Consider the following 21971-nt stretch of genomic DNA (forward strand, 5'->3'; position numbering starts at 1 on the left):
CCAGCCGAGGCCCGGCGCCCGCGGGGGGCCGCCTGGCCCCGCCCCCCCCGCGGGCGGCCGGCCGCCCCCCCGGCCCCCGCCCCTCACTCATGAGTCCTGCAGCAAGTTTCGGTGTTCACGGTCCGGATCAGGGCCGGGCGGGCCGACGCCTGCCGAACCGGGTGTTCACTGGCCCTGTTCGTCGCGGCGGCGCTGCCACCGTTGCTCGATCCGGTTCATCATCGACCGGCGCTGCTTGGGATGTCGGCGTTCGCCTCCGCCCCCGCTCTCGCTCCCCGCCTGCGGCTGCTCGCCGGGCTTGGGCGCTTTGCGCCACCCGGTGACAACCAGCACGGCGCAGCCCAGCATGACGAGGAATCCCACCACGCTGATCCAGGTCTGCTTAAAGACCATTCCGGCCATGAGGAGCGCGATACCCACCAGAAAACCGGCCACCGCCTGGTAGACCCGTCGCCGGGTGTACCTGCGCAGCCCGCTTCCCTCAAGCGCTGTCGCGAACTTGGGATCTTCGGCGTACAGCGCTCGCTCCATCTGCTCGAGCATTCGCTGCTCGTGCTCCGAGAGCGGCACGGAGTCCTCCTCGTCGTCGGCCGCGGGGGGCGACCGGTATGCGGCCCTTCCAGAATAGGCAGGGATTCGCCCCCGTGAAACCCGCCCTCTAGCCATAGCCAGTCCGGACCGCCATGTTGGTCCGGCTGCTGAGGCGTAGATTCCCCGACCGCCGATCCGTCATGCCGGATGGTGTCACCCGATCATACGGGGCCTGCGCCCCGATCGGGTGTTCTGGGCCGTACTCCGTCTGCAGCTGCGTTGCTGATCAGCCGTGCTCCGGTCGCCCCACGGCCACGTTTCGGCCGTGTCCGCGTCATGGCTCAGACGCGCTTCTCGCCCAATACGTGCAGCTGGGTCGCCACCGAATGGAACGCCGGCAGTTCCGCGACGGCGGCCTCGAGCCTCAGGAGGGCATCCATGGCGCCGGGCTCGGTGTCCACGAGAACCCCCGGCACGAGGTCCGCGAAGACCCGCACACCGTGGACCGCGCCGACCTCCACGCCTGCGGCCGACACCAGCTCGGCGAGCTGGTCGGCGGTGAACCTGCGGGGCACGGGGTCGCCCTCCCCCCAGCGCCCGGCCGGGTCCGTCAGCGCCTGCCTGGCCTCGGTGAAGTGCCCGGCGAGCGCGCGGGCCAGGACGGCGCCGCCGAGCCCGGCACCCAACAGGCTGAGCGCCCCGGACGGACGGAGCGCGTCGACCGCGTTCCGTACGCCTTCGGCGGGGTCGTCCACGTACTCCAGGACGCCGTGGCACAGGACCGCGTCGTAGCCGGTGCGCTCCACGACGTCGAACAGGCCGAGGATGTCGCCCTGGACTCCGCGGACCCTCTCGGCGACCCCGGCCTCGGCGGCGCGGCGCTCCAGCGCGAACAGCGCGTTGGGGCTGGGGTCGACGACGGTGACCCGGTGACCGAGACGGGCGACGGGCACCGCGAAGTTGCCGGTGCCGCCGCCCGTGTCCAGTACGTCCAGGGCGTCCCTGCCGGTCGCCTTGACGCGGCGCTCGAGAGCGTCCTTCAGGACCTCCCAGACCACGGCGGTACGGAGGGAGGCACGGGGGCGCAGCTGGTCCGACACGGCAGTTGACTCCTCGGCACGATGCCGCCACGGACGGCGGAGCGTGAACGGTGCAGGTGGTACGGGCTCTCCACCCTATTGCCTCGCACCGCCGTCCCGGTCACCCCGCGTCGGACCGCCTCCCGGCCGTTACCGGGGCCGGTCCTTCCGTGGCTGCGGCAGGACCGGCTGGAGCACCAGGAGCCGCTCGACCAGGCGCAGGAACATGGCGGCGTCCCTCAGCAGATCGTCGGCGTCGCGGCTGGTGGCCGCGCCCGGTATGCCTGCCTCCGCCCGGGCCCTGCGCGGGGCCCCGGAGGCGAACAGGGCGCTCCATTCGGTGAGTTCGGGAGCTATTTCCGGGAGGACCTCCCAGGCGCTGCGGATCCTCTCCCGGCGGCGCCTGCTGGTTTCGGGACGGCCACGGGCGGCGAGCACGGCGGCTGCGGTACGCAGCGCGGCGAGGTGAGCGGTGGCATACCGCTCGTTCGGCACGTCGAGTACGGCGGCCTCGTCCAGGCCGGAACGGGCCTGGACGAGCAGATCGAGAGCGGCGGGCGGCGCAGTGGTGCGACGCGTAACGGGGTGGACGTCGGTTGCCGGACCGGTCAGTGAGGGGGCAGGGCTGCCTGCGCGGCGCCGCGGAGCGGCGGCTGCGGACGAGCTGGCCATGACGAACCTCCTGTCGTCGTGTGACGGCTTCGTGGCCGTATGTATCCATCGTGACGGCCCCCACTGACAATCCGGTCGAACCCGTCGCTGACCTGGCACTTTGCTTCGAGCGCAAGTTCGGGCTAGTTTTTTGCACTGACTGGTCAGTTCAAAAATGGGGGTGGGGTTGTGGACAGCCCGCACGGGGCGGAAGTGAGCGCCGAGGACTTCGGGCTCGAGGGGCCGCGCGGCTGGGCCTTCCGGGGTGTGGACTTCGCCGCGGATCCCGGAACGCTCGTCGCGATCGAGGGTCCGTCCGGCTCGGGCCGAACCTGCCTGCTGCTCGCGCTCACCGGCCGGATGCGCTCCACGCAGGGGCACGCGGAGGTCGGCGGTCTGCGCATGCCCGGCAGGCTCGCCGCCGTCCGGAGGATCAGCGCGCTGGGCCCGGTGCCCGGGGTCAGTGAACTCGACCCCGCCTTCACCGTCGCCGAGCATCTGCGCGAACGGGCCCTGCTGCAGCGCCGCTTCGACGGATCGCTGCGCACCCTGCTGCGGCCCCGGGCCCAGCGGACCGCGACGGCCCGGGCCACCGTCGACGCCGCGCTGGAGGCCGTCCGGCTGGACCCGTCGGCCCTGCCCAAGGCCGAACGGACCTCCGTACGGGACCTGGAGCGCCTCGAGGCCCTGCGGCTGTCCATCGCCCTTGCGCTGATGGCCCGGCCCCGGCTCCTCGCGGTGGACGACACCGACCTCAAGCTCTCCGACGCGGACCGCGCCGAGGCCTGGGAGCTGCTGAGAACCCTCGCGGACTCCGGGACGACGGTGCTCGCCGTGTGCAGCGAGGCACCCGAGGACGCGTTCACCGTACGCACCGGAACACCCGCCGCCGAGCAGCCGGACGGGGCGGCCGAAGGCCCCACAGGCGAGGACGACGCGGCCGAGGACGACGTGGCCGAGGACAACTCGGCCGGGGACGACGCGAGCGGGAACGCGACGACCGAGGACGACACGACCGGAGAGGGGACGGCCGATGCGATCGCCGAAACTGGCCGCGCTTGAGCTGAGGCGGTTCGGCAGGGGCCGGATGCCGCGGGCCGCACTCGTGGCCCTCCTGCTGCTGCCCCTGCTGTACGGAGCCCTGTACCTGTGGTCCTTCTGGGATCCGTACGGGCGGCTCGACAGGATCCCCGTCGCGCTCGTCAACGACGACAAGGGCGCGAGCGCGGAGGGCAAGCGCCTCGCGGCAGGTGACGAGATAGCCGGCAGGCTCCTGGACTCCAAGGTCTTCGACTGGCACGAGGTCGACTCCGCCGAGGCCCGCAGGGGCGTCGAGGACGGAACGTACTACCTCTCGCTGACCATGCCGTCCGACTTCAGCGAGCGGATCGCATCGAGTTCCGGTGACTCCCCCGAGACCGGCGCCCTGCAGGTCCGTACGAACGACGCCAACAACTACATCGTCGGGCAGATCTCCCGGACGGTGTTCGCCGAGGTCCGCAGCGCCGCGTCGACGAAGGCCTCGCGCGGCTTCCTCGACCGGATCTTCATCAACTTCTCCGGCCTCCATGACGCGACGGCGAAGGCGGCCGCGGGCGCCGACGACCTCAAGGGCGGCGTCGCCAAGGCGAAGAAGGGCTCGAAGGACCTCGCGGACGGGCTGAAGGACGCCAAGGCGGGCAGCGGCACGCTGTCCGCCGGAATCGTCAGGCTCAACAAGGGTGCCGGCGACCTCGAGACCGGATCCCGGCAGGTCGCCTCCGGCACCCAGCTCCTCGCCGACAAGGTCAACAAGGTCGCCGGCGACGTCCGCCCGTTCCTGAAGGACAACGGCAGGACGATCGGGGACACGGCACGGCTGGTCGCCGACTCCTCGAAGACCGTGCGGGACAACCTCGACCTGCTGGTCGAGGCCGCGCCCACCGCGTCGGCCGCCGCACACACGGCCTCCGACGATCTGGCCGACGTCTACCGCATCCGCTGCACGGAGCAGCCGCTGCCCGACCCCGGCGTGTGCCCGCAGCTGAAGCGCGCCAAGACAGCGGCGGCCGACGTCGCGAAGGTCTCCGACGACGTCAACGCCCTGGTCACCAACCAGAACGGGGACCTGAAGAAGCTGCGCGCCCAGCTGACCACCCTGCAGAAGCAGGCCGACGCCCTCGCCAAGCGTTCGCCGAACCTGGACACGGACCTGGAGTCCGCCGTCTCGAAGATCAACTCCCTCAACACCGGTGCCCACAAGGTCGCCAAGGGCGCCGACGCACTCCACACGGGGCTCGGCACCGCGAAGACCGGGTCCGCGGACCTGGACACCGGGCTCGGAAAGCTCAAGAAGGGGGCCAAGACTCTGGACAGCGGGCTGTTCCGGCTCGGTGACGGGTCCGCGACCCTGGCCCAGGGGCTGAACGACGGTGTCGGCCGGATCCCCGACTACGACAAGGAGGACCGCGACGCCCGCACCGGTGTCATGGCCGACCCCGTGCAGCTGGCCTCCTCGTCGCTGCACGCGGCTCCCAACTACGGCACCGGCTTCGCCCCGTACTTCATCCCGCTCTCCCTCTGGGTGGGGGCGATGGTGGCGTACATGCTGATCCAGCCGCTCAACCGGCGTGCGCTCTCGGCCGGGGCACCGGCCTGGCGCATCGCCTTCGCCGGCTGGCTGCCGGTCGCCGCGATCGGCCTGCTCCAGGTCGTCGCCCTGATGTCCGTGCTGCACTGGCGGCTCGGCCTCCAGATGGCGCACGCCGCCGGAACGATCGGCTTCCTGGCCCTGGTCACCTGCTGCTTCGCCGCGATCGTCCAGTGGCTGAACGCCCGCTTCGGCGCGGCGGGACGGATCCTCGTGCTGGCGGTGCTGATGCTCCAGCTGACCTCCGCGGGTGGCACGTACCCCGTCCAGACCAGCCCCGGCCTCTTCGGCGCGATCCACCCCTACCTGCCGATGACGTACGTCGTGGAGGGGCTGCGCAGGCTGATCACGGGGGGCGGTCTCGGGCCGGTCTGGCAGGCCTGTGCCGTGCTGCTGGCCTTCACCGCGGGCGCTCTGGCCCTGACCGCGCTCTCCGCCCGCCGCAGGCAGGTGTGGACCCTGGACCGGCTGCATCCGGAGCTCAGTCTGTGAGCACGCCGGGACCTGTGAGAATCGACCGTATGGACAGCAGTAGCACCACACGCCGCCAGGCCACGCGGCAGAAGCTCTACGAGGCGGCTGTGACCCTCATCGCGGAGAAGGGTTTCTCGGCGACCACGGTGGACGAGATCGCCGAGCGTGCCGGGGTGGCCAAGGGCACGGTCTACTACAACTTCAAGAGCAAGACCGAACTCTTCGAGGAGCTGCTGCGGCACGGCGTCGGACTGCTCACGCAGTCGCTGCGCTCCGCGGCCGAGGAGACCGACGAGCGCGACGGCACCCGGGTGGAGGCCCTGGACGCGATGATCCGGGCCGGTCTGGTCTTCATCGACCGCTACCCGGCCTTCACCCAGCTGTACGTCGCCGAGCTCTGGCGCACCAACCGCGCCTGGCAGTCGACCCTCCTGGTGCTGCGCCAGGAGGCCGTCGCGGTCGTCGAGGGGGTGCTCCGGGAAGGTGTCGCGAACGGAGAGCTCAGCGAGGAGATCGACATCCAGCTGACGGCCGCCGCACTCGTCGGGATGGTCCTGGTCGCGGCCCTCGACTGGCAGGCGTTCCAGCCGGAGCGGTCGATCGACGATGTGCACTCGGCCCTGTCCCTGCTGCTGCACGGGCGCGTCAGCGGGCGCTGAGGAGGCACGGGAGCGCACGGCACACGAAGACGCCGGGCCGGTGGCATTCGATCCCCCTCGAATTCCACCGGCCCGGCGTCCTCGGTGCTGCCGCGGCGCCCTTCCCCGTGACCCCGATTCCCCCGTGGTCCCCGGGCTCCGCGTCGTACACCCCCGTTGCGTCCGGGGTGCCTCGCCGTTCCGCCGCCCCGTGCCGGCGGTCCTGGCGCTGCGCCCCTTCCGTGGTCTCCACTCTGCCGTCCGTGCAGGTGGGGGCCCATCCGCGTCCCTACTCATCTCCCCCACTAGGTACGGATACTCAGAGCTGTGTGCGGGGGCCCACCCGGGGCCGGCGGCGACTGGTTACGATCGCGTCCGTGTCCGTACTCCCCCTGGTGTTCACGAGTGGCTGGGCGAGCGGGATCAACGCCTACGCGGTGGTCCTCATGCTCGGCCTCTTCGGCGCGACCGGACTCACCGACGAGGTGCCCGAGTCGTTGCAGCGCACCGATGTGCTCGTGGCGGCGGGAGTGCTCTTCCTGTGCGAGGCGGTGGCCGACAAGATCCCCTATGTGGACTCGGCCTGGGACGCGGTCCACACGGTCGTACGTCCGGTCGCCGGGGCGGTCGTCGCGGCGCTGCTGGCGGGCGAGAGCGGATCGCTCCCGGAGCTCGCGGCCGCGGCGGTCGGCGGTTCCACCGCGTTGATGAGCCATCTGGTGAAGGCGGGCACCAGGATGGCGGTCAACACCTCACCCGAACCGTTCAGCAACGTCGCGGTGAGCGTCGCGGAGGATCTCGGCGTCGCCGGAATCATCACGTTCGCCATATTCAACCCCGTGGCCGCGGCCGTGATCGCCGCGACGCTCCTGGTGCTCGGCCTGGTGATACTGGTCTTCCTCGCCTCGCGCATCCGCCGCTTCCTACGTCGCAGAGCCCAGCGCCGCGAAGAGAAACGCATGGCCGGAGCGGGCAGGCACTGGCCTCACGAGTGAGCTGTCGGTGCCACCCCTTAGGGTCTCTGACATGGCACGAATTGCGGTGATCGGCGCCGGGGCGGGCGCGATGGCAGCGGCCGCGCGGCTGGCCGTGGCAGGCCACCGGGTGACGGTGTACGAGCGGTCCGGGACCTATGGCGGCTCGCTCGGCCGGTATGCCCGTGAGGGGTTCGTCTTCGACACCGGTCCCTCGCTGCTGCACCTTCCCGCGGTCTATCGCGACCTGTTCGTGAAGACCGGCAAGGCACCCCTGGAGCAGCGCGTGACGCTCACCCAGGTCGACCCCGCGAGCCGCCACCATTTCGCGGACGGCACCGCGGTCTCACTGCCGAACGCCTCGCGGGCCGGAGTGGTCGGCGCGCTGGACGGGGCGCTCGGCAAGGGATCGGGAGCCCGCTGGGGGGAGTTCCTGGACCGGGCGGGGACCGCGTGGGACCGCTCGCGCAGGCCGCTGCTGGAGGAGCCCCTGCGGGACGACCGGCAGGTGCTTGGCCGCGATCCCTACCCCGCGCTCCGCAGGCGCAGGCTGCTGACCGTCCGGGAGGCGGGCACGGTCGCCGAGATCGGTGCCTGGGAGCTGGCGGACCCCCGGCTGGCCGCCCTGCTCGACGGGTACGCCCTGTCGTACGGCCTGGATCCCCGCCGCGCGCCGGCCGCCGCCGCCCTGCTGCCCTACATGGAGGAGACCTTCGGCAGTTGGTACGTCGCCGGGGGCATGCGTGCGCTCGCCGAGGCGGTGTACGAGCGGTGCCTGGAGCGCCGTGTGACGTTCGTTTTCGGTGCCGAGGTGGTCCGGGTGGCCGAGAAGGACGGCAGGGCCGCAGGCGTCGAACTGGCGGACGGCGAGAGCGTCGAGGCCGATCATGTCGTTCTGGGCGCGCAGCCGTGGCCCGGGCTGCTGCCCGGTCAGGAGCGGCGGTTCGGCGGAGAAGCAGGAGGAGTGGAGGGTGCCGGGCAGCGAACGGTGCCGGGCCGCTTCCTGGTGCTGCTGTCGCTGCGCGGCGCCCGGGAGGCCGGTGCGGTGCACCGGAGCGTGGTGCACTGCGAGGACGGGGCCGCCGAGCAGGACGCGGTGTTCGGCGGACGGACCGCGGAGCGGCCCACCGTGACGGTGCTGCGTCCCGACGACCCCGCCACCCGCCCCGACGAGGCGCACGAGGCGGTGACCCTGATGGCGACGGTGGCCCCGCACGGCCCGGTCGACTGGACGGACGCGGCGCTGCGCGAGCGGTACGCCGAGGTGCTGATCGATCGCGCCTGCGTGGCCGTTCCCGGCCTGCGGGAGCGCATTCTCCACGCCGAGGTGCGCACCCCGGCGGAGACCGCCGCCGACACCGGCGCCGAGGGCGGTTCGGTGCCCGCGCCCGCGCTGGCGGGAGCGCGGGGCGCGTATCTGCACTCCGGGAACCGCACCGGGCTGCCCGGCCTGTATCTGGCCGGCGGCTGGTCGCATCCCGGCGGCGGACTGGCGCATGCCGGGATGTCGGGTGCCCTGGTGGCGGGCCTCGTGGTGGAGGGTGACGGCTTCCGCGGCTCGCAGTGAGCCGCGGAGCGCTCGTCCTCGTGACCGCGGGCGGTCAGTAGCGGTACTGCTCGTTCTGGCCGGTGTCGTACCCGTTGCCGTACGGGGCGGGCTGCTCGGGCGGCAGCGGGGGGTACTGCTCGCCCTCGCGCTGCTGCGGGACCCAGACGCCTCCCGGCGGCGTCTCCGGGGCGTACTGCTCGGCGTAGGGGCCGGTGTACTGCTGCTGGCCCCCGTAGCTGTCGTAACCGTTGCCGTAGCTGTCGTACGAGGTGTACTGGCCGGGGCCCGTCGCCGCGCCCGTCCCGATGTACGGGTCGGAGTAGGGGGCGTAGTCCGGCGTGGGCGTGCCGTAGTCGTACTGGCCGGCGTAGGTGTCCTGGCCCTGGTAGGTCTCCTGGCCCGGATAGGCGCCCTGGCCCTGGTAGGCGCCCTGGCCGCTGTAGGTGTCCTGGGCCGGCTGCGCGTAGTCGGTGTACGGGTCGTAGGCGGCGTACTGCTGCTGCTCGCCCTGCTGTTCCTGGCTGCCGGCGGCGGCGTAGGCGGCGTCGGTGTATATGCCGTACTGCCCGGTGTCGTCCGGCAGCGGCTGCGGTTCGTAGACCGCGGATGCCGCGGTCTCGTCCGCGGCTTCCGGTCCGGGTTCCTGGTACTCCAGGCCGGAGACCTCGAGCGTGGGCTGTTTCCGGCCGGGTGCGTCGCCGGCCGCACGGCGGCGGCGGCTCTCGCCGGGGCTGCCGCCTATGGCCCAGCCCGTCGAGAAGCCCCGTCGGAAGGAGAGGGTCACATACGTCTGCCCCGTCGCGAAGGCGATCGCGCCGAGGGCGATCACCAGCACCGAGGGAATCAGTACACCGAGAACCACACCGAGGAAGCCGGCGAAGGCGAGCAGCCGCCAGCGCAGCCGCGCCTTGTACTGCAGCAGCACCTCGCCCAGCAGCCACAGCGCCACGACGCCGAATGCGATGTAGAGGACCGTCCAGCCCACGCCCGCCCCCTCCTACGGCCACCGCCCCGGTTGGTGGCGGGTACGGCCGGTCACGACTGCTTGTGCAGTCCGAGATTCTCGTAGATCTCGAGTGTTGCCGTCGAGTTGTTGAGCGTAATGAAGTGCAGCCCCGGGACACCCTCGGAGAGCAGCTTCGCGCAGAACTCCGTGGCGAACTCGATGCCAATGGAGCGTACAGCGGCGGGATCGTCCTTCGCGGCGAGGATGCGCTCTTTCAGCGAGGAAGGCAGGGACGCGTTGCTGAGTTGGGCGAATCTCTCCAGCTGCCGGACGCTCGTGAGCGGCATCACCTCGGGGATGACCGGGGTGTCGCAACCGGCAGCGACCACGCGGTCACGCATCTGCAGATAGCTCTCCGGCTGGAAGAACATCTGGGTGATCGCATAGTCGGCACCCGCGCGGCACTTGTCCACGAAATGCCTGATGTCGGAGTCCCAGTCGGCCGACCGCGGATGCATTTCGGGAAAGGCCGCGACGCCGACGCAGAAATCACCGGACTCCTTGATGAGCCGGACGAGATCCGCCGCGTACCGCACGCCCTGCGGGTGCTTGACCCACTCGGCCATCGGGTCGCCCGGCGGGTCTCCGCGCACCGCGAGGATGTTGCGGATACCGGCGTCGGCGTACTGCCCGACCATGTTGCGCAGCTGGGCGACGGAGTGGTCGACGGCGGTGAGGTGCGCGACGGGGGTGAGCGTGGAGTCGGCGGCGATCTGCTGGGTCGCCCGCACCGTCCCCGCACGGGTGGAACCGCCGGCTCCGTACGTCACGGAGACGAAGCTCGGGCCCACCGCCTCGACGCGCCGCAGGGCGTTCCAGAGGTTCCGTTCGCCCTTCTCGGTCTTGGGCGCCCAGAACTCGAACGAGTACGACGTTCTGCCGGTCGCGAGCAGCTCACGCACGGTGCGAGCGTGATCAGTCCTGGTGGAGGGTGTGCCAAGAGCCATACTGGGAGGTTAACCAGGGCTCGGCGGTACCCCAACCAGACCGGGGCTTTTCGCCCGGATTAATGGGATTGCTGTCCACCCCTCGGACAGCCGGCTCCCGTGGGGCGCGAGGCCCGCCCTGTTCAGGCCGCGCGCGCCCGGATGCGCGCGGCGAGTGCCGCGGTCGCCGCGGCGGGATCCGCCGCTTCGGTGATCGCCCGCACGACAACGACCCGCCGGGCGCCCGCGTCCAGCACCTCGTCCAGATTGCCCGCGTTGATTCCGCCGATGGCGAACCAGGGGCGCGGCTGGTCGAGTGAGGCGGCGTAGCGGACGAGCCCCAGACCCGGGGCGTACCGGCCGGGCTTGGTCGGGGTGGGCCAGCAGGGGCCTGTGCAGAAGTAGTCCACGCCCGCCTCGGCGACGGCCGCGTCCACCTCGGACTCGGCGTGGGTGGACCGGCCGATCACCACCTCGGCGCCGATGACGCCGCGGGCGGCGGGCACCGGGAGATCGCCCTGCCCGAGGTGCAGCACGTCGGAGCCGATGGCGTGGGCGACGTCGGCCCGGTCGTTCACCGCGAGGAGCTTGCCGTGGCGCTTGCAGGCGTCCGCGAACACGGCCAGGTGTTCGAGCTCCTCCGCGGCTTCCATGCCCTTGTCGCGCAGCTGCACGATGTCGACGCCGGAGGAGAGCACGGCATCGAGGAACGCGGGAAGGTCGCCCTGCTGTTTGCGGGCGTCCGTGCAGAGGTAGAGCCGGGCGTCGGCCAGCAGCGAGCGAGGCGTGGACATGGTGGATTCCCCCCGTTGATAAAGGTCGTCGGCCCCACGGGCCGCCGACCCGGTGGTCGCCGGTCCGGCAGGTGCCGGTCACGGCAGAGTGCGGACCGTGAAGCACGGCCCGCACCCCGCATACGGTCGTCCGGTCAGACGGCGAGCGCCTGGGCCCGGCGCTTCACCTCCGTACCGCGATTCTCACTGAGGGCCTGCGCGGGCGTGCCGGGCAGGCTCGGGTCGGGGGTGAAGAGCCACTCCAGCATCTCTTCATCGCTGTAGCCGTCGTCCTTCAGGAGCGTCAGGGTCCCCGCGAGGCCCTTGACCACCTTGTTGCCGTCGATGAAGGCGGCAGGCACCTGGAGCGTCCGCCTCTCACCACGTCGTACGGCGATGAGCTGGCCCTCCTTGACCAGCTGCCGTACGCGCGTCACCTCGACATCGAGCATTTCCGCGATGTCGGGAAGGTGGAGCCAGTCGGGGACGAGAACATCGATCTTTGCGTCAATCTCGGTCACAGGGACAAGCCTGCCATCCCGGACCGACAGTCGGTAGCCGGGCCGCCCGTAAGGAGGTACCCGGGTCCTACAGCGCCGCCGCCTTCAGCGGTACGGAGGGGTCCGCGGCACGCACCGGATCAATGGGCGCCCCGGCCTCGATGAGCTTGCGCGCCTGGGCGAGGTCGCGCGGCCGGCTGACGGCGAGCACCGCCACCAGGGCGCCCTCGCGCAGCCAGCAGACCGTCCACGACGGGTCCGCCGGGTCGCCGCGCCACAGCAGGGTGTCGGCCGCGGCGTGGTGACCGGCGTACTGCACGAACCGGCCGAACTGCTCGGACCAGAAGTAGGGCACCGGGTCGTACGTCCGGGGCCGCCCGTCCGCGAGGGCGGCTGCGACCGTCCGGGGCCCCTGGAGGGCGTTGTCCCAGTGGTGGACGAGCAGCCGTTCGCCGTAGCGGGCGGAGGGGAAGGAGGCGCAGTCACCCACCGCGTACACGTCGGGCAGGGAGGTGCGCAGGGAGCCGTCGGCGGTGATCGAGCCGTCCGGGCCGAGCGCGATGCCGGAGCCTTCCAGCCAGCCGGTGGCGGGCCGTGCGCCGATGCCCACGATCACCGCTCCGGCGGGGATCACCCGGCCGTCCGCGAGGTGGACGGCACCGGGGTCGACGCGTGCCACCCGGGCGCCGGTGAGGAGTTCGGCCCCGCTCCCGGCGTACCAGCGGGCCATCGGAGCGGCGACCTCGGCGGGCAGGGTGCCCGCGAGGGGGCGTTCCGCGGCTTCGACGACGGTGACCGCGCAGCCCGCGGCACGGGCGGCGGTGGTGAATTCGGCACCGATCCAGCCGGCTCCCACGACCACGACGTCGTGCTGCCGCTCCAGGACGGGCCGCAGCCGTGCGGCATCGTCGACGGTGCGCAGCAGATGGACACCGGGAACGCCCTCGGAGCCGGGCAGGACGACGGGCTCGGCCCCGGTGGCGAGAACCAGCGCGTCGTACGGGACGGGGCCCTCGGGGGTGTCCAGCTCGTGTGCGGCGGCGCGCAGTCCGCTCACGTCGAGGCCCAGGCGGAGGGTGATGTCCAGGCCCTCGAAGTCGACGTCGAAGGCGGAGTCCTCGGCCTTGCCGAGCAGGACCGCCTTCGACAGGGGCGGCCTGTCGTACGGCTGGTGCGGTTCCGCGCCGATCAGGGTGACCCGGCCGGCGAAGCCCTGTTCGCGCAGGGCCACAGCGGTCTGCACGCCGGCCATGCCCGCGCCGACGACCACGACCCGGCGCGGCTGCTGTCCCGTTTCCCGCTGTTCCGTCTGCTCGCTCACCCGGCCACCCTAATCACCTGACGTTCCGTCAGGTGGCGAGCTCCTCCACCACGCTCGTCCCGCTGCCCTCCTGGGACTCCCACTCCCACCGCTCGTCCAGCCGCACGCGGCCGTCGGGAAGTTCCGTGACGGTGGAGACGCAGTGGCCGCCGGAGGTCGTTCCGTCCTGCTTCAGCTGCACGTACCGGAAGTCCAGGGTGTCGCCCTGCCTGGTGCCGACGAGATGTCCGCGGACGACGTCACCGCCCGCGTACTCGGCCCAGATCCGGCCCTCCCGCTCACGGTAGGCGAAGCGTGTGCGGGTGCCGACCTGGCCGGGTGCCTGGTCGACGACGGGCGACAGGACGAGTCCGTCGAGTGAACGGGCCACGGCGGCTGCTCCCTTACTGGCTGCGGGTGACGGGGTTTAGGGTGGCCAACGTAAGGCACTCGCGGGAGCCCGGACGCACCGGGCTGAGAGGGAGGCTGGCCGGCCTCCGACCGTACGAACCTGATCCGGGTCATGCCGGCGAAGGGAGGGGCTGGACGCCCATGCGCATCTCCGAGAACGGATCCGACGTCCTGGTCGTCGGGGGCGGCATCATCGGCCTGGTGACCGCCTGGCGGGCGGCCGGGCGCGGCATGTCCGTCGCGGTCGCCGATCCCGAACCGGGCGGCGGGGCCGCCCAGGTCGCGGCCGGCATGCTCGCCGCCGTCACCGAACTCCACTACGGCGAGCAGACGCTGCTCGGCCTCAATGTCGCCTCCGCCGCCCGCTATCCGGCGTTCGTGGCCGAGCTGGAGGAAGCGAGCGGACAGGAGACCGGTTTCCGTACCTGCGGCACGCTGGCCGTCGCGCTGGACTCCGACGACCGGGCCCATCTGCGGGAGCTGCACGCCCTGCAGCAGCGTTCGGGGCTGGAGTCGGAGTGGCTGAGCGGCCGCGAGTGCCGCCGGCTGGAGCCGATGCTCGCCCCCGGGGTGCGCGGTGGGCTGCGGGCCGACGGCGACCACCAGGTGGATCCCCGCCGACTGGCCTCGGCCCTGGTCACCGCGTGCGAGCGGGCCGGAGTGGTCTTCCACCGGGTCCGGGCGGAACGGCTCCGTGTGACGGGCGGCCGGGCGGCCGGAGCGGTCCTCGCGGACGGTACGGAGCTGAGCGCCGACCAGGTCGTGCTGGCCGCCGGCAGTCTCAGCGGCAGGCTCGCCGGGGTCCCCGAGGAGGTCGTGCCACCGGTCCGCCCGGTCAAGGGACAGGTGCTGCGGCTGGCCGTGCCGCCCGCGTACGCCCCCTTCCTCAGCCGGACCGTGCGGGCGGTGGTCCGCGGCAGTCACGTCTACCTCGTCCCGCGCGCCAACGGCGAGCTGGTCGTGGGCGCGACCAGCGAGGAGATGGGCTGGGACACCACGGTCACCGCGGGCGGGGTCTACGAACTGCTGCGCGACGCCCACGAGCTGGTGCCGGGCATCACCGAACTTCCGCTGACCGAGACCCGCGCGGGCCTGCGTCCCGCCTCTCCGGACAACGCACCGCTGCTGGGTCCGACGGCACTGCCCGGCCTGCACCTCGCCACCGGCCACCACCGCAACGGGGTGCTGCTGACGCCCGTCACCGGTGACGTGATGGCCCACGTGCTGACCACCGGCGAACTGCCCGCCGAGGCCCGCCCCTTCGCGCCGAGCCGCTTCGCGTCCTCCGGCCGGGGCCCCGCCTCGCCGCACCTCTCCCCCGGAGCCCCCTCTCCAGCACCTCAGGAGCAGCCCGCATGACCGAGCCCCTGCCCACCACCGTTTCCGCACCTGCGTCCACCTCCGGATCCGTGTCCGTGTCCGTGTCCGTCAACGGGGAGCACCGCACCGTCCCGGCCGGCACCGCGCTGGACGCCCTGGTCGCGACCCTGACCACGGCGCACTCCGGTGTCGCCGCCGCGGTCAACGAGGCCGTCGTGCCGCGCAGCCAGTGGTCCGCCACCGCCCTCGGCGAAGGTGACCGCGTCGAGGTCCTCACCGCGGTCCAGGGAGGCTGACCATGTCGGACGATCTCTTCACGCTCGGCTCCACCACCTTCTCGTCCCGGCTGATCATGGGAACGGGCGGTGCGCCCAGCCTCGAGGTGCTGGAGCGTTCCCTGGTCGCCTCGGGAACCGAGCTGACCACCGTCGCGATGCGCCGGCTCGACCCGACCGTGCAGGGCTCGGTGCTCTCCGTCCTGGAGCGGCTCTCCATCCGCGTCCTGCCCAACACCGCCGGCTGTTTCACCGCGGGCGAGGCCGTACTGACCGCCCGGCTGGCCAGGGAGGCGCTCGGCACCGACTGGATCAAGCTGGAGGTCGTGGCCGACGAGCGGACCCTGCTGCCCGATCCGATCGAGCTGCTGGACGCCGCCGAGACCCTGGCCGACGAGGGCTTCACCGTCCTTCCGTACACCAATGACGACCCGGTCCTCGCCCGGAAGCTCCAGGACGTCGGGTGCGCGGCGATCATGCCGCTCGGCTCCCCCATCGGCTCCGGGCTCGGCATCCGCAACCCGCACAACTTCCAGCTGATCATCGAGCAGGCCGCGGTCCCGGTGATCCTCGACGCCGGGGCGGGGACGGCGTCGGACGCGGCGCTGGCGATGGAGCTGGGGTGCGCCGCTGTGATGCTCGCCTCAGCGGTGACCCGGGCGCAGGAGCCGGAGCTGATGGCCGCGGCCATGCGGCACGCGGTGGACGGCGGGCGCCTGGCGTACCGGGCCGGCCGGATCCCGAGGCGGCATTTCGCCGAGGCGTCCTCGCCCGCCGGGGGCCGGGCGGTGCTGGATCCGGAGCGCCCGGCCTTCTGACGGGACTGCTCGGCCGGGCGGCACGGCTGCCCCACCGGCCGCGCTCCGGTCACAACACATGCATGTCCCTGTCACGGCTCGGCTTCAGAACGGTCCCCGGGCAGCCCCGGCCCGTCCGTCGTGTCCGTGGCGGCTCGTAGACTCGACCCGTGGACACGACCCTCCAGGACCCCCTCGTCGGGCAGCTGCTCGACGGCCGCTACCGCATCGACGCGCGCATCGCCGTCGGCGGCATGGCCACGGTCTACCGGGCCGTGGACACCCGTCTCGACCGGGTGCTCGCCCTCAAGGTGATGCATCCGGCTCTGGCGACCGACGCCGCGTTCGTGGAGCGCTTCATCCGCGAGGCCAAGTCCGTGGCCCGGCTGGCGCACCCCAATGTGGTGGCCGTCTTCGACCAGGGCGCCCAGGGCGCGTACGTGTACCTGGCGATGGAGTACGTCGCGGGGTGCACCCTGCGCGACGTCCTGCGTGAGCGCGGCGCCCTGCAGCCGCGGGCCGCACTGGACATCCTGGAGCCGGTCCTCGCCGCGCTCGGTGCCGCGCACCGGGCGGGCTTCGTCCACCGCGACATGAAGCCGGAGAACGTCCTGATAGGGGACGACGGCCGGGTGAAGGTCGCCGACTTCGGTCTCGTACGGGCGGTGGGCACCGTCACGGACACCACCGGCTCGCTCCTGGGCACGGTCTCGTACCTCGCACCGGAGCAGATCGAGCACGGCACGGCCGACACCCGCGTCGATGTGTACGCGTGCGGAGTCGTGCTGTACGAGATGCTGACCGGCGGCAAGCCGCACACCGGTGAAACCGCCGCGCAGGTCATCTACCAGCACCTCAACGAGGACGTCCCGGCCCCGTCCCGCGCGGTTCCGGGCCTGGCCGCCGGACTGGACGAGCTGGTGGCGGGCGCCACCGCCCGCAACCCCGAGGCCCGGCCCCATGACGCGGTGGCCCTGCTGGCCCGGTCCCGCGAGGTGCGTGCCGGTCTGACCGAGGAGCAGCTGGACGCGATGCCTCCGCAGGCCATCGCCGAGACGCATGACGCCGCCGACGACCGTACGAGCGTGATCCCGCGGGTGATCCCGGCCGGCCAGGGCACCGCGCACCACACCAGCCGCCTGGAGATGCCCCCGCTGCCGCCGCGGGCGGGTGGCCGCCGGCCGTTCGCCGCCGGATCCCGGCGGGGGGTGTTCGCGGCGCTCGTCGCCCTCCTGCTGGTCCTGGGGGTCGGTGCGGGTGTCTGGTACATCAATTCGGGGCAGTTCACCCGGGTCCCCGCGCTGCTGGGCCAGACCCAGACGGCGGCGGAGAAGCGGCTCGCGGACGCCGGTCTCGATGTGGGGGGCGTCAAGCGTTCCTACAGCGACACGGTGGACCGCGGCAGGGTGATCAGCAGCGATCCCGGATCGGGCGAGCGGATCCGGGGCAACGACGCGGTGAAGCTGGTGATCTCGCGCGGGCCGGAGATCGTGCAGGTGCCCGACGTCGAGGGCATCGCGCTCGCCGATGCCCGGCGCGAGCTGAAGAAGGTCGGCCTGGTGCCTGGGATGGTGACCCGGGAGTTCAGCGAGGAGATCGCGCGGGGCGAGGTGATCCGTACGGATCCCGCCGTCGGCACCGACCGCCACCCCGACTCGGCGGTCGCCCTGGTCATCAGCAAGGGCAGCCCGGTCGACGTCCCCGACGTCACGGGGCTCGGCGTCGAGGCCGCGAGGGCCGCGCTGGAGGAGGCGGGTCTCAGGACCGAGGTGCTGCCCGACCGGGTCAACTCCGCCGAGGCCGAGGGCACCGTAGCCCGCCAGACCCCCGGCGACGACGCGGAGGCCGCGGAGGGCGACACCGTCGAGCTCACGGTCTCCAAGGGCCCGCGCATGCTCGACGTCCCGGACGTCACCGGGAAGGACGTGGACGAGGCCAGGAGCGAACTGGAGGAGGCGGGGTTCGAGGTCAAGGTCGACCGCGCGTTCCTCTCCTTCAGCGACACGATCGCGAGTCAGTCGGTCGACGGCGGCGAACAGGCCCCGGAAGGCTCCACGATCACCATCAAGACCAAGGGTCTCTAGAACACATGCGCAACCCAGTAGGCGGTCACGTCCCCGTGGCGGGCGGCCTCGCGAAAATCGGCCTCGGCTATGCGCGGGAGCTGGCGGCGGAGACCGTACAGGTCTTCGTCGCCAATCCGCGCGGCTGGGCGACGCCGCCGGGGAACCCGGCGCAGGACGAGCTGTTCCGCTCGGAGTGCGCGGCCGAGTCCGTCCCCGCGTACGTCCACGCCCCGTACCTGATCAACTTCGGCTCGCACACCGAGGCCACGGTCGAGCGGTCCGTCGAGTCGCTGCGCCACTCGCTGCGCCGGGCCAGGGAGATCGGTGCCCTGGGCGTGGTGGTGCACACGGGGTCGGCGACGGGCGGGCGACCGCGGTCCGAGGCCCTCGCACAGGTGCGTACGCACATGAGGCCGCTGCTCGACGAGCTGACCCATGACGACGATCCGTTCCTTCTGCTGGAGTCGACGGCCGGGCAGGGGTTCTCGCTCTGTTCACGGACCTGGGACTTCGGCCCGTACTTCGAGGCCCTGGACTCCCACCCCAAGCTGGGGATCTGCCTGGACACCTGCCACATCTACGCGGCGGGCCACGATCTGGCGGGTCCCGGCGGCATGCGACAGACCCTGGATCTGCTGGTGGACACGGTCGGCGAGGGCCGGCTGAAGCTGATCCACGCCAATGACTCCAAGGATGTCGTGGGCGCGCACAAGGACCGCCACGAGAACATCGGGGCGGGCCATATCGGCGCCGAACCCTTCCGGGAGCTGTTCTCGCATCCCGCGACCGAAGGGGTGCCGCTGATCATCGAGACGCCCGGCGGCAAGGAGGGGCACGCGGCGGACGTGGCGCGTCTGAAGGAACTCCGGGGCCCCGTCGGCCCGTGAGGTGAACGCGACGGGGTACTCCGTGCGGGTGTACCGGCTGCCGCGGGGTCAGAGCTCGGGGCCGTCCCCGGGCTCCTCCTGGTAGGAGTAGCGCTGCTCGGTCCACGGATCACCGATGTTGTGGTAGCCGCGCTCTTCCCAGAATCCACGGCGGTCGGCGCTCATGTACTCGATGCCGCGCACCCACTTGGGGCCCTTCCAGGCGTACAGGTGCGGTACGACCAGCCGCAGCGGGAATCCGTGTTCGGCGGTGAGGAGTTCGCCGTCCTTGTGGGTGGCGAAGAGCGTGCGGTCGGACATGAAGTCGGACAGCCGCAGATTCGAGCTGAATCCGTATTCGGCCCAGACCATCACATGGGTGACATGGGGTGCGGGCGGCGCCAGTTCCACGACCGAGCGCGCGAGGATTCCGCCCCATTCGGCTCCGAGCATGCTGAACTTCGTCACGCAGTGGAGATCGGCGACGACCGAGGAGTACGGCAGCGCGGAGAATTCCTGGTGGTTCCAGCAGCGCTTCTCACCGTCCGCCGTGGCCCCGAAGACCCTGAACTCCCAGCGGTCGGGCTTGAACTTGGGCACCGGCCCGTAATGGGTGACCGGCCAGCCACGCTGCAGTCGCTGCCCCGGCGGTAGCCCGGACTGCTCTGCTGTGCCGCGTTCCCGGCTTTCCGGCTGACCCATGCCTCCATGGTGACAGACAGGCAGGGGTGGTTATGACCAGGGGAGACCCGATTCGGGCAACTCATACTAAGCGTGCACTTACTGGACGGCTGCGGGGTGCGATGCAAGGATGCGGCGCAAACATGCCCAGTTCACCGGTTGGAAGGAGCCTCTGCGATGCAGGGCGACCCCGAGGTCCTCGAGTTTCTGAACGAACAGCTGACCGCCGAATTGACTGCCATCAACCAGTACTTCCTGCACGCCAAGATGCAGGACAACTTCGGCTGGACGAAGCTCGCCAAGTACACCCGGGCCGAGTCGTTCGACGAGATGAAGCACGCCGAGATCCTCACCGACCGGATCCTCTTCCTGGAGGGCCTGCCCAACTATCAGCGGCTCTTCCACGTACGGGTCGGCCAGACGGTCACCGAGATGTTCCAGGCCGACCGTCAGGTCGAGGTGGAGGCGATCGACCGCCTGAAGCGGGGCATCGACGTGATGCGGGCCAAGGGCGACGTCACCTCGGCGAACATTTTCGAGTCCATCCTGGCGGACGAGGAGCACCACATCGACTACCTCGACACCCAGCTGGAGCTGGTGGAGAAGCTCGGGGAGCCGCTCTACATCGCCCAGCTGATCGAGCAGCCGGAGAGCTGACCGCCGGGCCCGCTCAGGCGGCGTCGGAGAGCCGGACGTCCGGCGGACCGGCGAAGGTGACGGGCGCACCGGCAGGAGCGCCCGTCGGCTCCGTCCGCCCCTCGAGGAGCTCACGACGCGGGCAGTCGCCGCGTCCGAGCAGTGCCTGGATCCTGCGGACGCAGCCGCCGCAGTCCGTCCCCGCCTTGCAGGCGGAGGCTATCTGGCGGGGCGTGCACGCCCCGTCGTCCGCATGCTTCTTGACCTGCTGTTCCGTGATGCCGAAGCAGGAGCAGACGTACACGCGGTTCACCTCCCGACGGGGTCGATCGCTGCGCCGTCCCGATGTTTCGGTGAGGCTAACCTAACCTTACCCGTCGCGCCAGGCCCGTAAAAGCCCCGGCTACGACTGTGGGGCACGGATCACATGGATCCGTGCCCCACAGGTGCTCCCAGCGGTGGTCCCTACTGGTCGCGGTACATCTCGGCGACCAGGAAGGCCAGGTCGAGGGACTGGCTGCGGTTGAGGCGCGGGTCGCAGGCCGTCTCGTAGCGCTGGTGCAGATCGTCCACGAAGATCTCGTGGCCGCCGCCCACGCACTCGGTGACATCGTCACCGGTGAGCTCGACGTGGATGCCGCCCGGGTGGGTGCCCAGGGCCTTGTGGACCTCGAAGAAGCCCTTGACCTCGTCCAGGACGTCGTCGAAGCGGCGCGTCTTGTGTCCGGACGCGGCCTCGAAGGTGTTGCCGTGCATCGGGTCGGTCACCCACACCACCGTGGCGCCGGAGGCGGTGACCTTCTCGACCAGCTCGGGGAGCTTGTCGCGGACCTTGTCGGCGCCCATGCGCACGATGAAGGTCAGCCGGCCCGGCTCGCGGTCGGGGTCGAGACGGTCGACGTAGCCGAGCGCCTCGTCGACGGTGGTCGTCGGGCCGAGCTTGATACCGATGGGGTTGCGGACCTTCGAGGCGAACTCGATGTGCGCGCCGTCCATCTGGCGGGTGCGCTCACCGACCCAGACCATGTGGCCCGAGGTGTCGTACAGCTGGCCCGTGCGCGAGTCGGTGCGGGTGAGCGAGGACTCGTAGTCCAGCAGGAGCGCCTCGTGCGAGGCGTAGAACTCGACCGCCTTGAACTCGGCCGGGTCCGTGCCGCACGCCTTCATGAAGTTCAGCGCGTTGTCGATCTCGCGGGCCAGTGCCTCGTAACGCTGGCCGGAGGGCGAGGACTTCACGAAGTCCTGGTTCCAGGCGTGCACCTGGCGCAGGTCGGCGTAGCCGCCGGTGGTGAAGGCACGGACCAGGTTCAGCGTGGAGGCGGATGCGTGGTACATCCGCTTCAGCCGCTCGGGGTCCGGGATCCGGGCTTCCTCGGTGAAGGCGAAGCCGTTGACGGAGTCGCCGCGGTAGGTCGGCAGGGTCACGCCGTCGCGGGTCTCGGTCGACTTGGAGCGCGGCTTGGAGTACTGGCCCGCGATCCGGCCGATCTTGACCACGGGCACGGAAGCCGCGTAGGTGAGGACGGCGCTCATCTGGAGCAGCGTCTTCAGTTTGGCCCGGATGTGCTCGGCGGACACCGCGTCGAAGGCCTCGGCGCAGTCACCGCCCTGCAGCAGGAACGCCTCGCCCTTGGCAACGGCTGCCAGGCGGGATCGCAGCTGGTCGCACTCGCCCGCGAAGACGAGCGGCGGATACGATTCGAGCTCCGCGAGCACATCGCGCAGAGCCTCGGCATCGGGGTACTCGGGCTGCTGCGCCGCGGGAAGGTCACGCCAGGTATGGGCACCGGCGACGGAGGTATTGGCGTTCACGGTCACACCCCCAACATTACGGGGTCGGGGAGCCCGTCCAGCCCTGCGCTCAACAATTGAGACGCGCGCTCGTTTGT

The 21971-nt window shown here is 71.4% G+C and carries 23 protein-coding genes and 1 riboswitch; of the genes, 11 read left to right on the forward strand and 12 right to left on the reverse strand.

Annotation, left to right across the window (positions count from 1 at the left end; translation table 11 throughout):
• Positions 1-165 precede the first annotated feature (165 nt).
• The 3 genes from ACFQ6X_RS32060 to ACFQ6X_RS32070 form a co-directional block, all read right to left on the reverse strand.
• A complete protein-coding gene (locus ACFQ6X_RS32060) occupies positions 166-570 on the reverse strand; it encodes a DUF3040 domain-containing protein (protein ID WP_329211987.1) in 405 nt (134 codons plus the stop codon).
• Between the two features lie 302 nt (positions 571-872).
• Positions 873-1631, reverse strand: coding sequence for a class I SAM-dependent methyltransferase (locus ACFQ6X_RS32065; protein ID WP_383186703.1), 759 nt, complete (start codon positions 1629-1631; stop codon positions 873-875).
• Positions 1632-1760: 129 nt separating this feature from the next.
• Positions 1761-2282, reverse strand: a complete 522-nt coding sequence (locus tag ACFQ6X_RS32070) for an SAV_6107 family HEPN domain-containing protein (protein ID WP_383186705.1) — start codon at positions 2280-2282, stop codon at positions 1761-1763.
• A gap of 168 nt (positions 2283-2450) precedes the next feature.
• Between ACFQ6X_RS32070 and ACFQ6X_RS32075 the strand changes: the two genes are divergently transcribed.
• The 5 genes from ACFQ6X_RS32075 (at position 2451) to ACFQ6X_RS32095 (ending at position 8543) form a co-directional block, all read left to right on the forward strand.
• Positions 2451-3323 carry an ATP-binding cassette domain-containing protein gene (locus tag ACFQ6X_RS32075; RefSeq protein WP_383186707.1) on the forward strand — a complete coding sequence of 291 codons (873 nt, stop codon included), beginning with the start codon at positions 2451-2453 and terminating at the stop codon, positions 3321-3323.
• Positions 3295-5382, forward strand: coding sequence for a YhgE/Pip family protein (locus tag ACFQ6X_RS32080; RefSeq protein ID WP_383186709.1), 2088 nt, complete (start codon positions 3295-3297; stop codon positions 5380-5382). The genes ACFQ6X_RS32075 and ACFQ6X_RS32080 overlap by 29 nt, the downstream gene beginning before the upstream one ends.
• A 29-nt stretch (positions 5383-5411) precedes the next feature.
• Positions 5412-6023 (forward strand): TetR/AcrR family transcriptional regulator, encoded by a 612-nt coding sequence (locus ACFQ6X_RS32085; RefSeq protein WP_329211977.1) that lies wholly within the window; start codon positions 5412-5414, stop codon positions 6021-6023.
• Between the two features lie 356 nt (positions 6024-6379).
• Positions 6380-6997 carry a DUF4126 domain-containing protein gene (locus ACFQ6X_RS32090; RefSeq protein WP_383186711.1) on the forward strand — a complete coding sequence of 206 codons (618 nt, stop codon included), beginning with the start codon at positions 6380-6382 and terminating at the stop codon, positions 6995-6997.
• A 31-nt stretch (positions 6998-7028) separates the two neighbouring features.
• Complete coding sequence (locus ACFQ6X_RS32095) at positions 7029-8543, forward strand: phytoene desaturase family protein (RefSeq protein ID WP_383186713.1); 1515 nt, start codon at positions 7029-7031, stop codon at positions 8541-8543.
• 34 nt (positions 8544-8577) lie between these two features.
• Here the strand turns inward: ACFQ6X_RS32095 and ACFQ6X_RS32100 are convergent, their stop codons facing one another.
• From ACFQ6X_RS32100 to ACFQ6X_RS32125, 6 genes are all read right to left on the reverse strand, one after another.
• Positions 8578-9510, reverse strand: a complete 933-nt coding sequence (locus ACFQ6X_RS32100; protein ID WP_383186715.1) for a hypothetical protein — start codon at positions 9508-9510, stop codon at positions 8578-8580.
• Positions 9511-9560: 50 nt separating this feature from the next.
• Positions 9561-10478: a methylenetetrahydrofolate reductase [NAD(P)H] gene (metF, locus tag ACFQ6X_RS32105; protein ID WP_383186717.1), complete on the reverse strand. Its 918-nt coding sequence runs from the start codon at positions 10476-10478 to the stop codon at positions 9561-9563.
• Positions 10479-10600: 122 nt separating this feature from the next.
• Positions 10601-11251, reverse strand: coding sequence for a thiamine phosphate synthase (gene thiE / locus ACFQ6X_RS32110; protein WP_383186719.1), 651 nt, complete (start codon positions 11249-11251; stop codon positions 10601-10603).
• Between the two features lie 134 nt (positions 11252-11385).
• Complete coding sequence (locus ACFQ6X_RS32115) at positions 11386-11751, reverse strand: Rv2175c family DNA-binding protein (protein ID WP_383186721.1); 366 nt, start codon at positions 11749-11751, stop codon at positions 11386-11388.
• Positions 11752-11818: 67 nt separating this feature from the next.
• Entirely contained in the window at positions 11819-12982 is a 1164-nt protein-coding gene (locus ACFQ6X_RS32120; protein WP_383186785.1) for an NAD(P)/FAD-dependent oxidoreductase, read from the reverse strand.
• 97 nt (positions 12983-13079) lie between these two features.
• A complete protein-coding gene (locus ACFQ6X_RS32125; protein WP_383186723.1) occupies positions 13080-13421 on the reverse strand; it encodes a hypothetical protein in 342 nt (113 codons plus the stop codon).
• A gap of 51 nt (positions 13422-13472) precedes the next feature.
• Positions 13473-13585, forward strand: a riboswitch (TPP riboswitch).
• Here ACFQ6X_RS32125 and thiO point away from each other — a divergent pair.
• From thiO to ACFQ6X_RS32150, 5 genes are all read left to right on the forward strand, one after another.
• The gene (gene thiO / locus ACFQ6X_RS32130) at positions 13583-14800 is read left to right on the forward strand and encodes a glycine oxidase ThiO (RefSeq protein ID WP_383186725.1); all 1218 of its coding nucleotides are present in this window, start codon (positions 13583-13585) and stop codon (positions 14798-14800) included. (Overlaps the previous riboswitch by 3 nt.)
• On the forward strand, positions 14797-15057 hold the full coding sequence (gene thiS / locus ACFQ6X_RS32135; RefSeq protein WP_383186727.1) for a sulfur carrier protein ThiS: 261 nt from the start codon (positions 14797-14799) through the stop codon (positions 15055-15057). Before thiO ends, thiS begins: the two co-directional genes overlap by 4 nt.
• Before the next feature lie 2 nt (positions 15058-15059).
• A complete protein-coding gene (locus ACFQ6X_RS32140) occupies positions 15060-15854 on the forward strand; it encodes a thiazole synthase (protein WP_383186729.1) in 795 nt (264 codons plus the stop codon).
• A gap of 149 nt (positions 15855-16003) precedes the next feature.
• Positions 16004-17917, forward strand: coding sequence for a Stk1 family PASTA domain-containing Ser/Thr kinase (gene pknB, locus ACFQ6X_RS32145; RefSeq protein ID WP_383186730.1), 1914 nt, complete (start codon positions 16004-16006; stop codon positions 17915-17917).
• 5 nt (positions 17918-17922) lie between these two features.
• The gene (locus ACFQ6X_RS32150; RefSeq protein ID WP_383186732.1) at positions 17923-18786 is read left to right on the forward strand and encodes a deoxyribonuclease IV; all 864 of its coding nucleotides are present in this window, start codon (positions 17923-17925) and stop codon (positions 18784-18786) included.
• 48 nt (positions 18787-18834) lie between these two features.
• On the opposite strand, the gene ACFQ6X_RS32155 is transcribed toward ACFQ6X_RS32150, so the two are convergent.
• Positions 18835-19467, reverse strand: a complete 633-nt coding sequence (locus ACFQ6X_RS32155; RefSeq protein ID WP_383186734.1) for a sulfite oxidase-like oxidoreductase — start codon at positions 19465-19467, stop codon at positions 18835-18837.
• A gap of 156 nt (positions 19468-19623) precedes the next feature.
• Here ACFQ6X_RS32155 and bfr point away from each other — a divergent pair, with 156 nt between their 5' ends.
• Positions 19624-20103 (forward strand): bacterioferritin, encoded by a 480-nt coding sequence (gene bfr, locus ACFQ6X_RS32160; protein WP_329211947.1) that lies wholly within the window; start codon positions 19624-19626, stop codon positions 20101-20103.
• 13 nt (positions 20104-20116) lie between these two features.
• Here the strand turns inward: bfr and ACFQ6X_RS32165 are convergent, their stop codons facing one another.
• On the reverse strand, positions 20117-20386 hold the full coding sequence (locus tag ACFQ6X_RS32165; RefSeq protein ID WP_329215387.1) for a (2Fe-2S)-binding protein: 270 nt from the start codon (positions 20384-20386) through the stop codon (positions 20117-20119).
• 161 nt (positions 20387-20547) lie between these two features.
• Positions 20548-21900: a class II 3-deoxy-7-phosphoheptulonate synthase gene (locus ACFQ6X_RS32170; RefSeq protein WP_383186736.1), complete on the reverse strand. Its 1353-nt coding sequence runs from the start codon at positions 21898-21900 to the stop codon at positions 20548-20550.
• Positions 21901-21971: the final 71 nt, after the last annotated feature.

Origin of the sequence: Streptomyces sp. NPDC056452 (assembly GCF_042796085.1) — a bacterium.
Classification (GTDB): domain Bacteria; phylum Actinomycetota; class Actinomycetes; order Streptomycetales; family Streptomycetaceae; genus Streptomyces.

Excerpts from the sequence above, each read along its gene's own strand:
- ACFQ6X_RS32140 (WP_383186729.1), top strand. The coding sequence starts at position 15,060 with ATGTCGGACGATCTCTTCACGCTCGGCTCCACCACCTTCTCGTCCCGG.
- ACFQ6X_RS32120 (WP_383186785.1), bottom strand. The coding sequence starts at position 12,982 with ATGGCCGGCGTGCAGACCGCTGTGGCCCTGCGCGAACAGGGCTTCGCC.
- ACFQ6X_RS32155 (WP_383186734.1), bottom strand. The coding sequence starts at position 19,467 with ATGGGTCAGCCGGAAAGCCGGGAACGCGGCACAGCAGAGCAGTCCGGG.
- ACFQ6X_RS32085 (WP_329211977.1), top strand. The coding sequence starts at position 5,412 with ATGGACAGCAGTAGCACCACACGCCGCCAGGCCACGCGGCAGAAGCTC.
- ACFQ6X_RS32070 (WP_383186705.1), bottom strand. The coding sequence starts at position 2,282 with ATGGCCAGCTCGTCCGCAGCCGCCGCTCCGCGGCGCCGCGCAGGCAGC.
- ACFQ6X_RS32095 (WP_383186713.1), top strand. The coding sequence starts at position 7,029 with ATGGCACGAATTGCGGTGATCGGCGCCGGGGCGGGCGCGATGGCAGCG.
- ACFQ6X_RS32080 (WP_383186709.1), top strand. The coding sequence starts at position 3,295 with ATGCGATCGCCGAAACTGGCCGCGCTTGAGCTGAGGCGGTTCGGCAGG.
- ACFQ6X_RS32150 (WP_383186732.1), top strand. The coding sequence starts at position 17,923 with ATGCGCAACCCAGTAGGCGGTCACGTCCCCGTGGCGGGCGGCCTCGCG.
- thiE (WP_383186719.1), bottom strand. The coding sequence starts at position 11,251 with ATGTCCACGCCTCGCTCGCTGCTGGCCGACGCCCGGCTCTACCTCTGC.
- thiO (WP_383186725.1), top strand. The coding sequence starts at position 13,583 with ATGCGCATCTCCGAGAACGGATCCGACGTCCTGGTCGTCGGGGGCGGC.
- metF (WP_383186717.1), bottom strand. The coding sequence starts at position 10,478 with ATGGCTCTTGGCACACCCTCCACCAGGACTGATCACGCTCGCACCGTG.
- thiS (WP_383186727.1), top strand. The coding sequence starts at position 14,797 with ATGACCGAGCCCCTGCCCACCACCGTTTCCGCACCTGCGTCCACCTCC.
- bfr (WP_329211947.1), top strand. The coding sequence starts at position 19,624 with ATGCAGGGCGACCCCGAGGTCCTCGAGTTTCTGAACGAACAGCTGACC.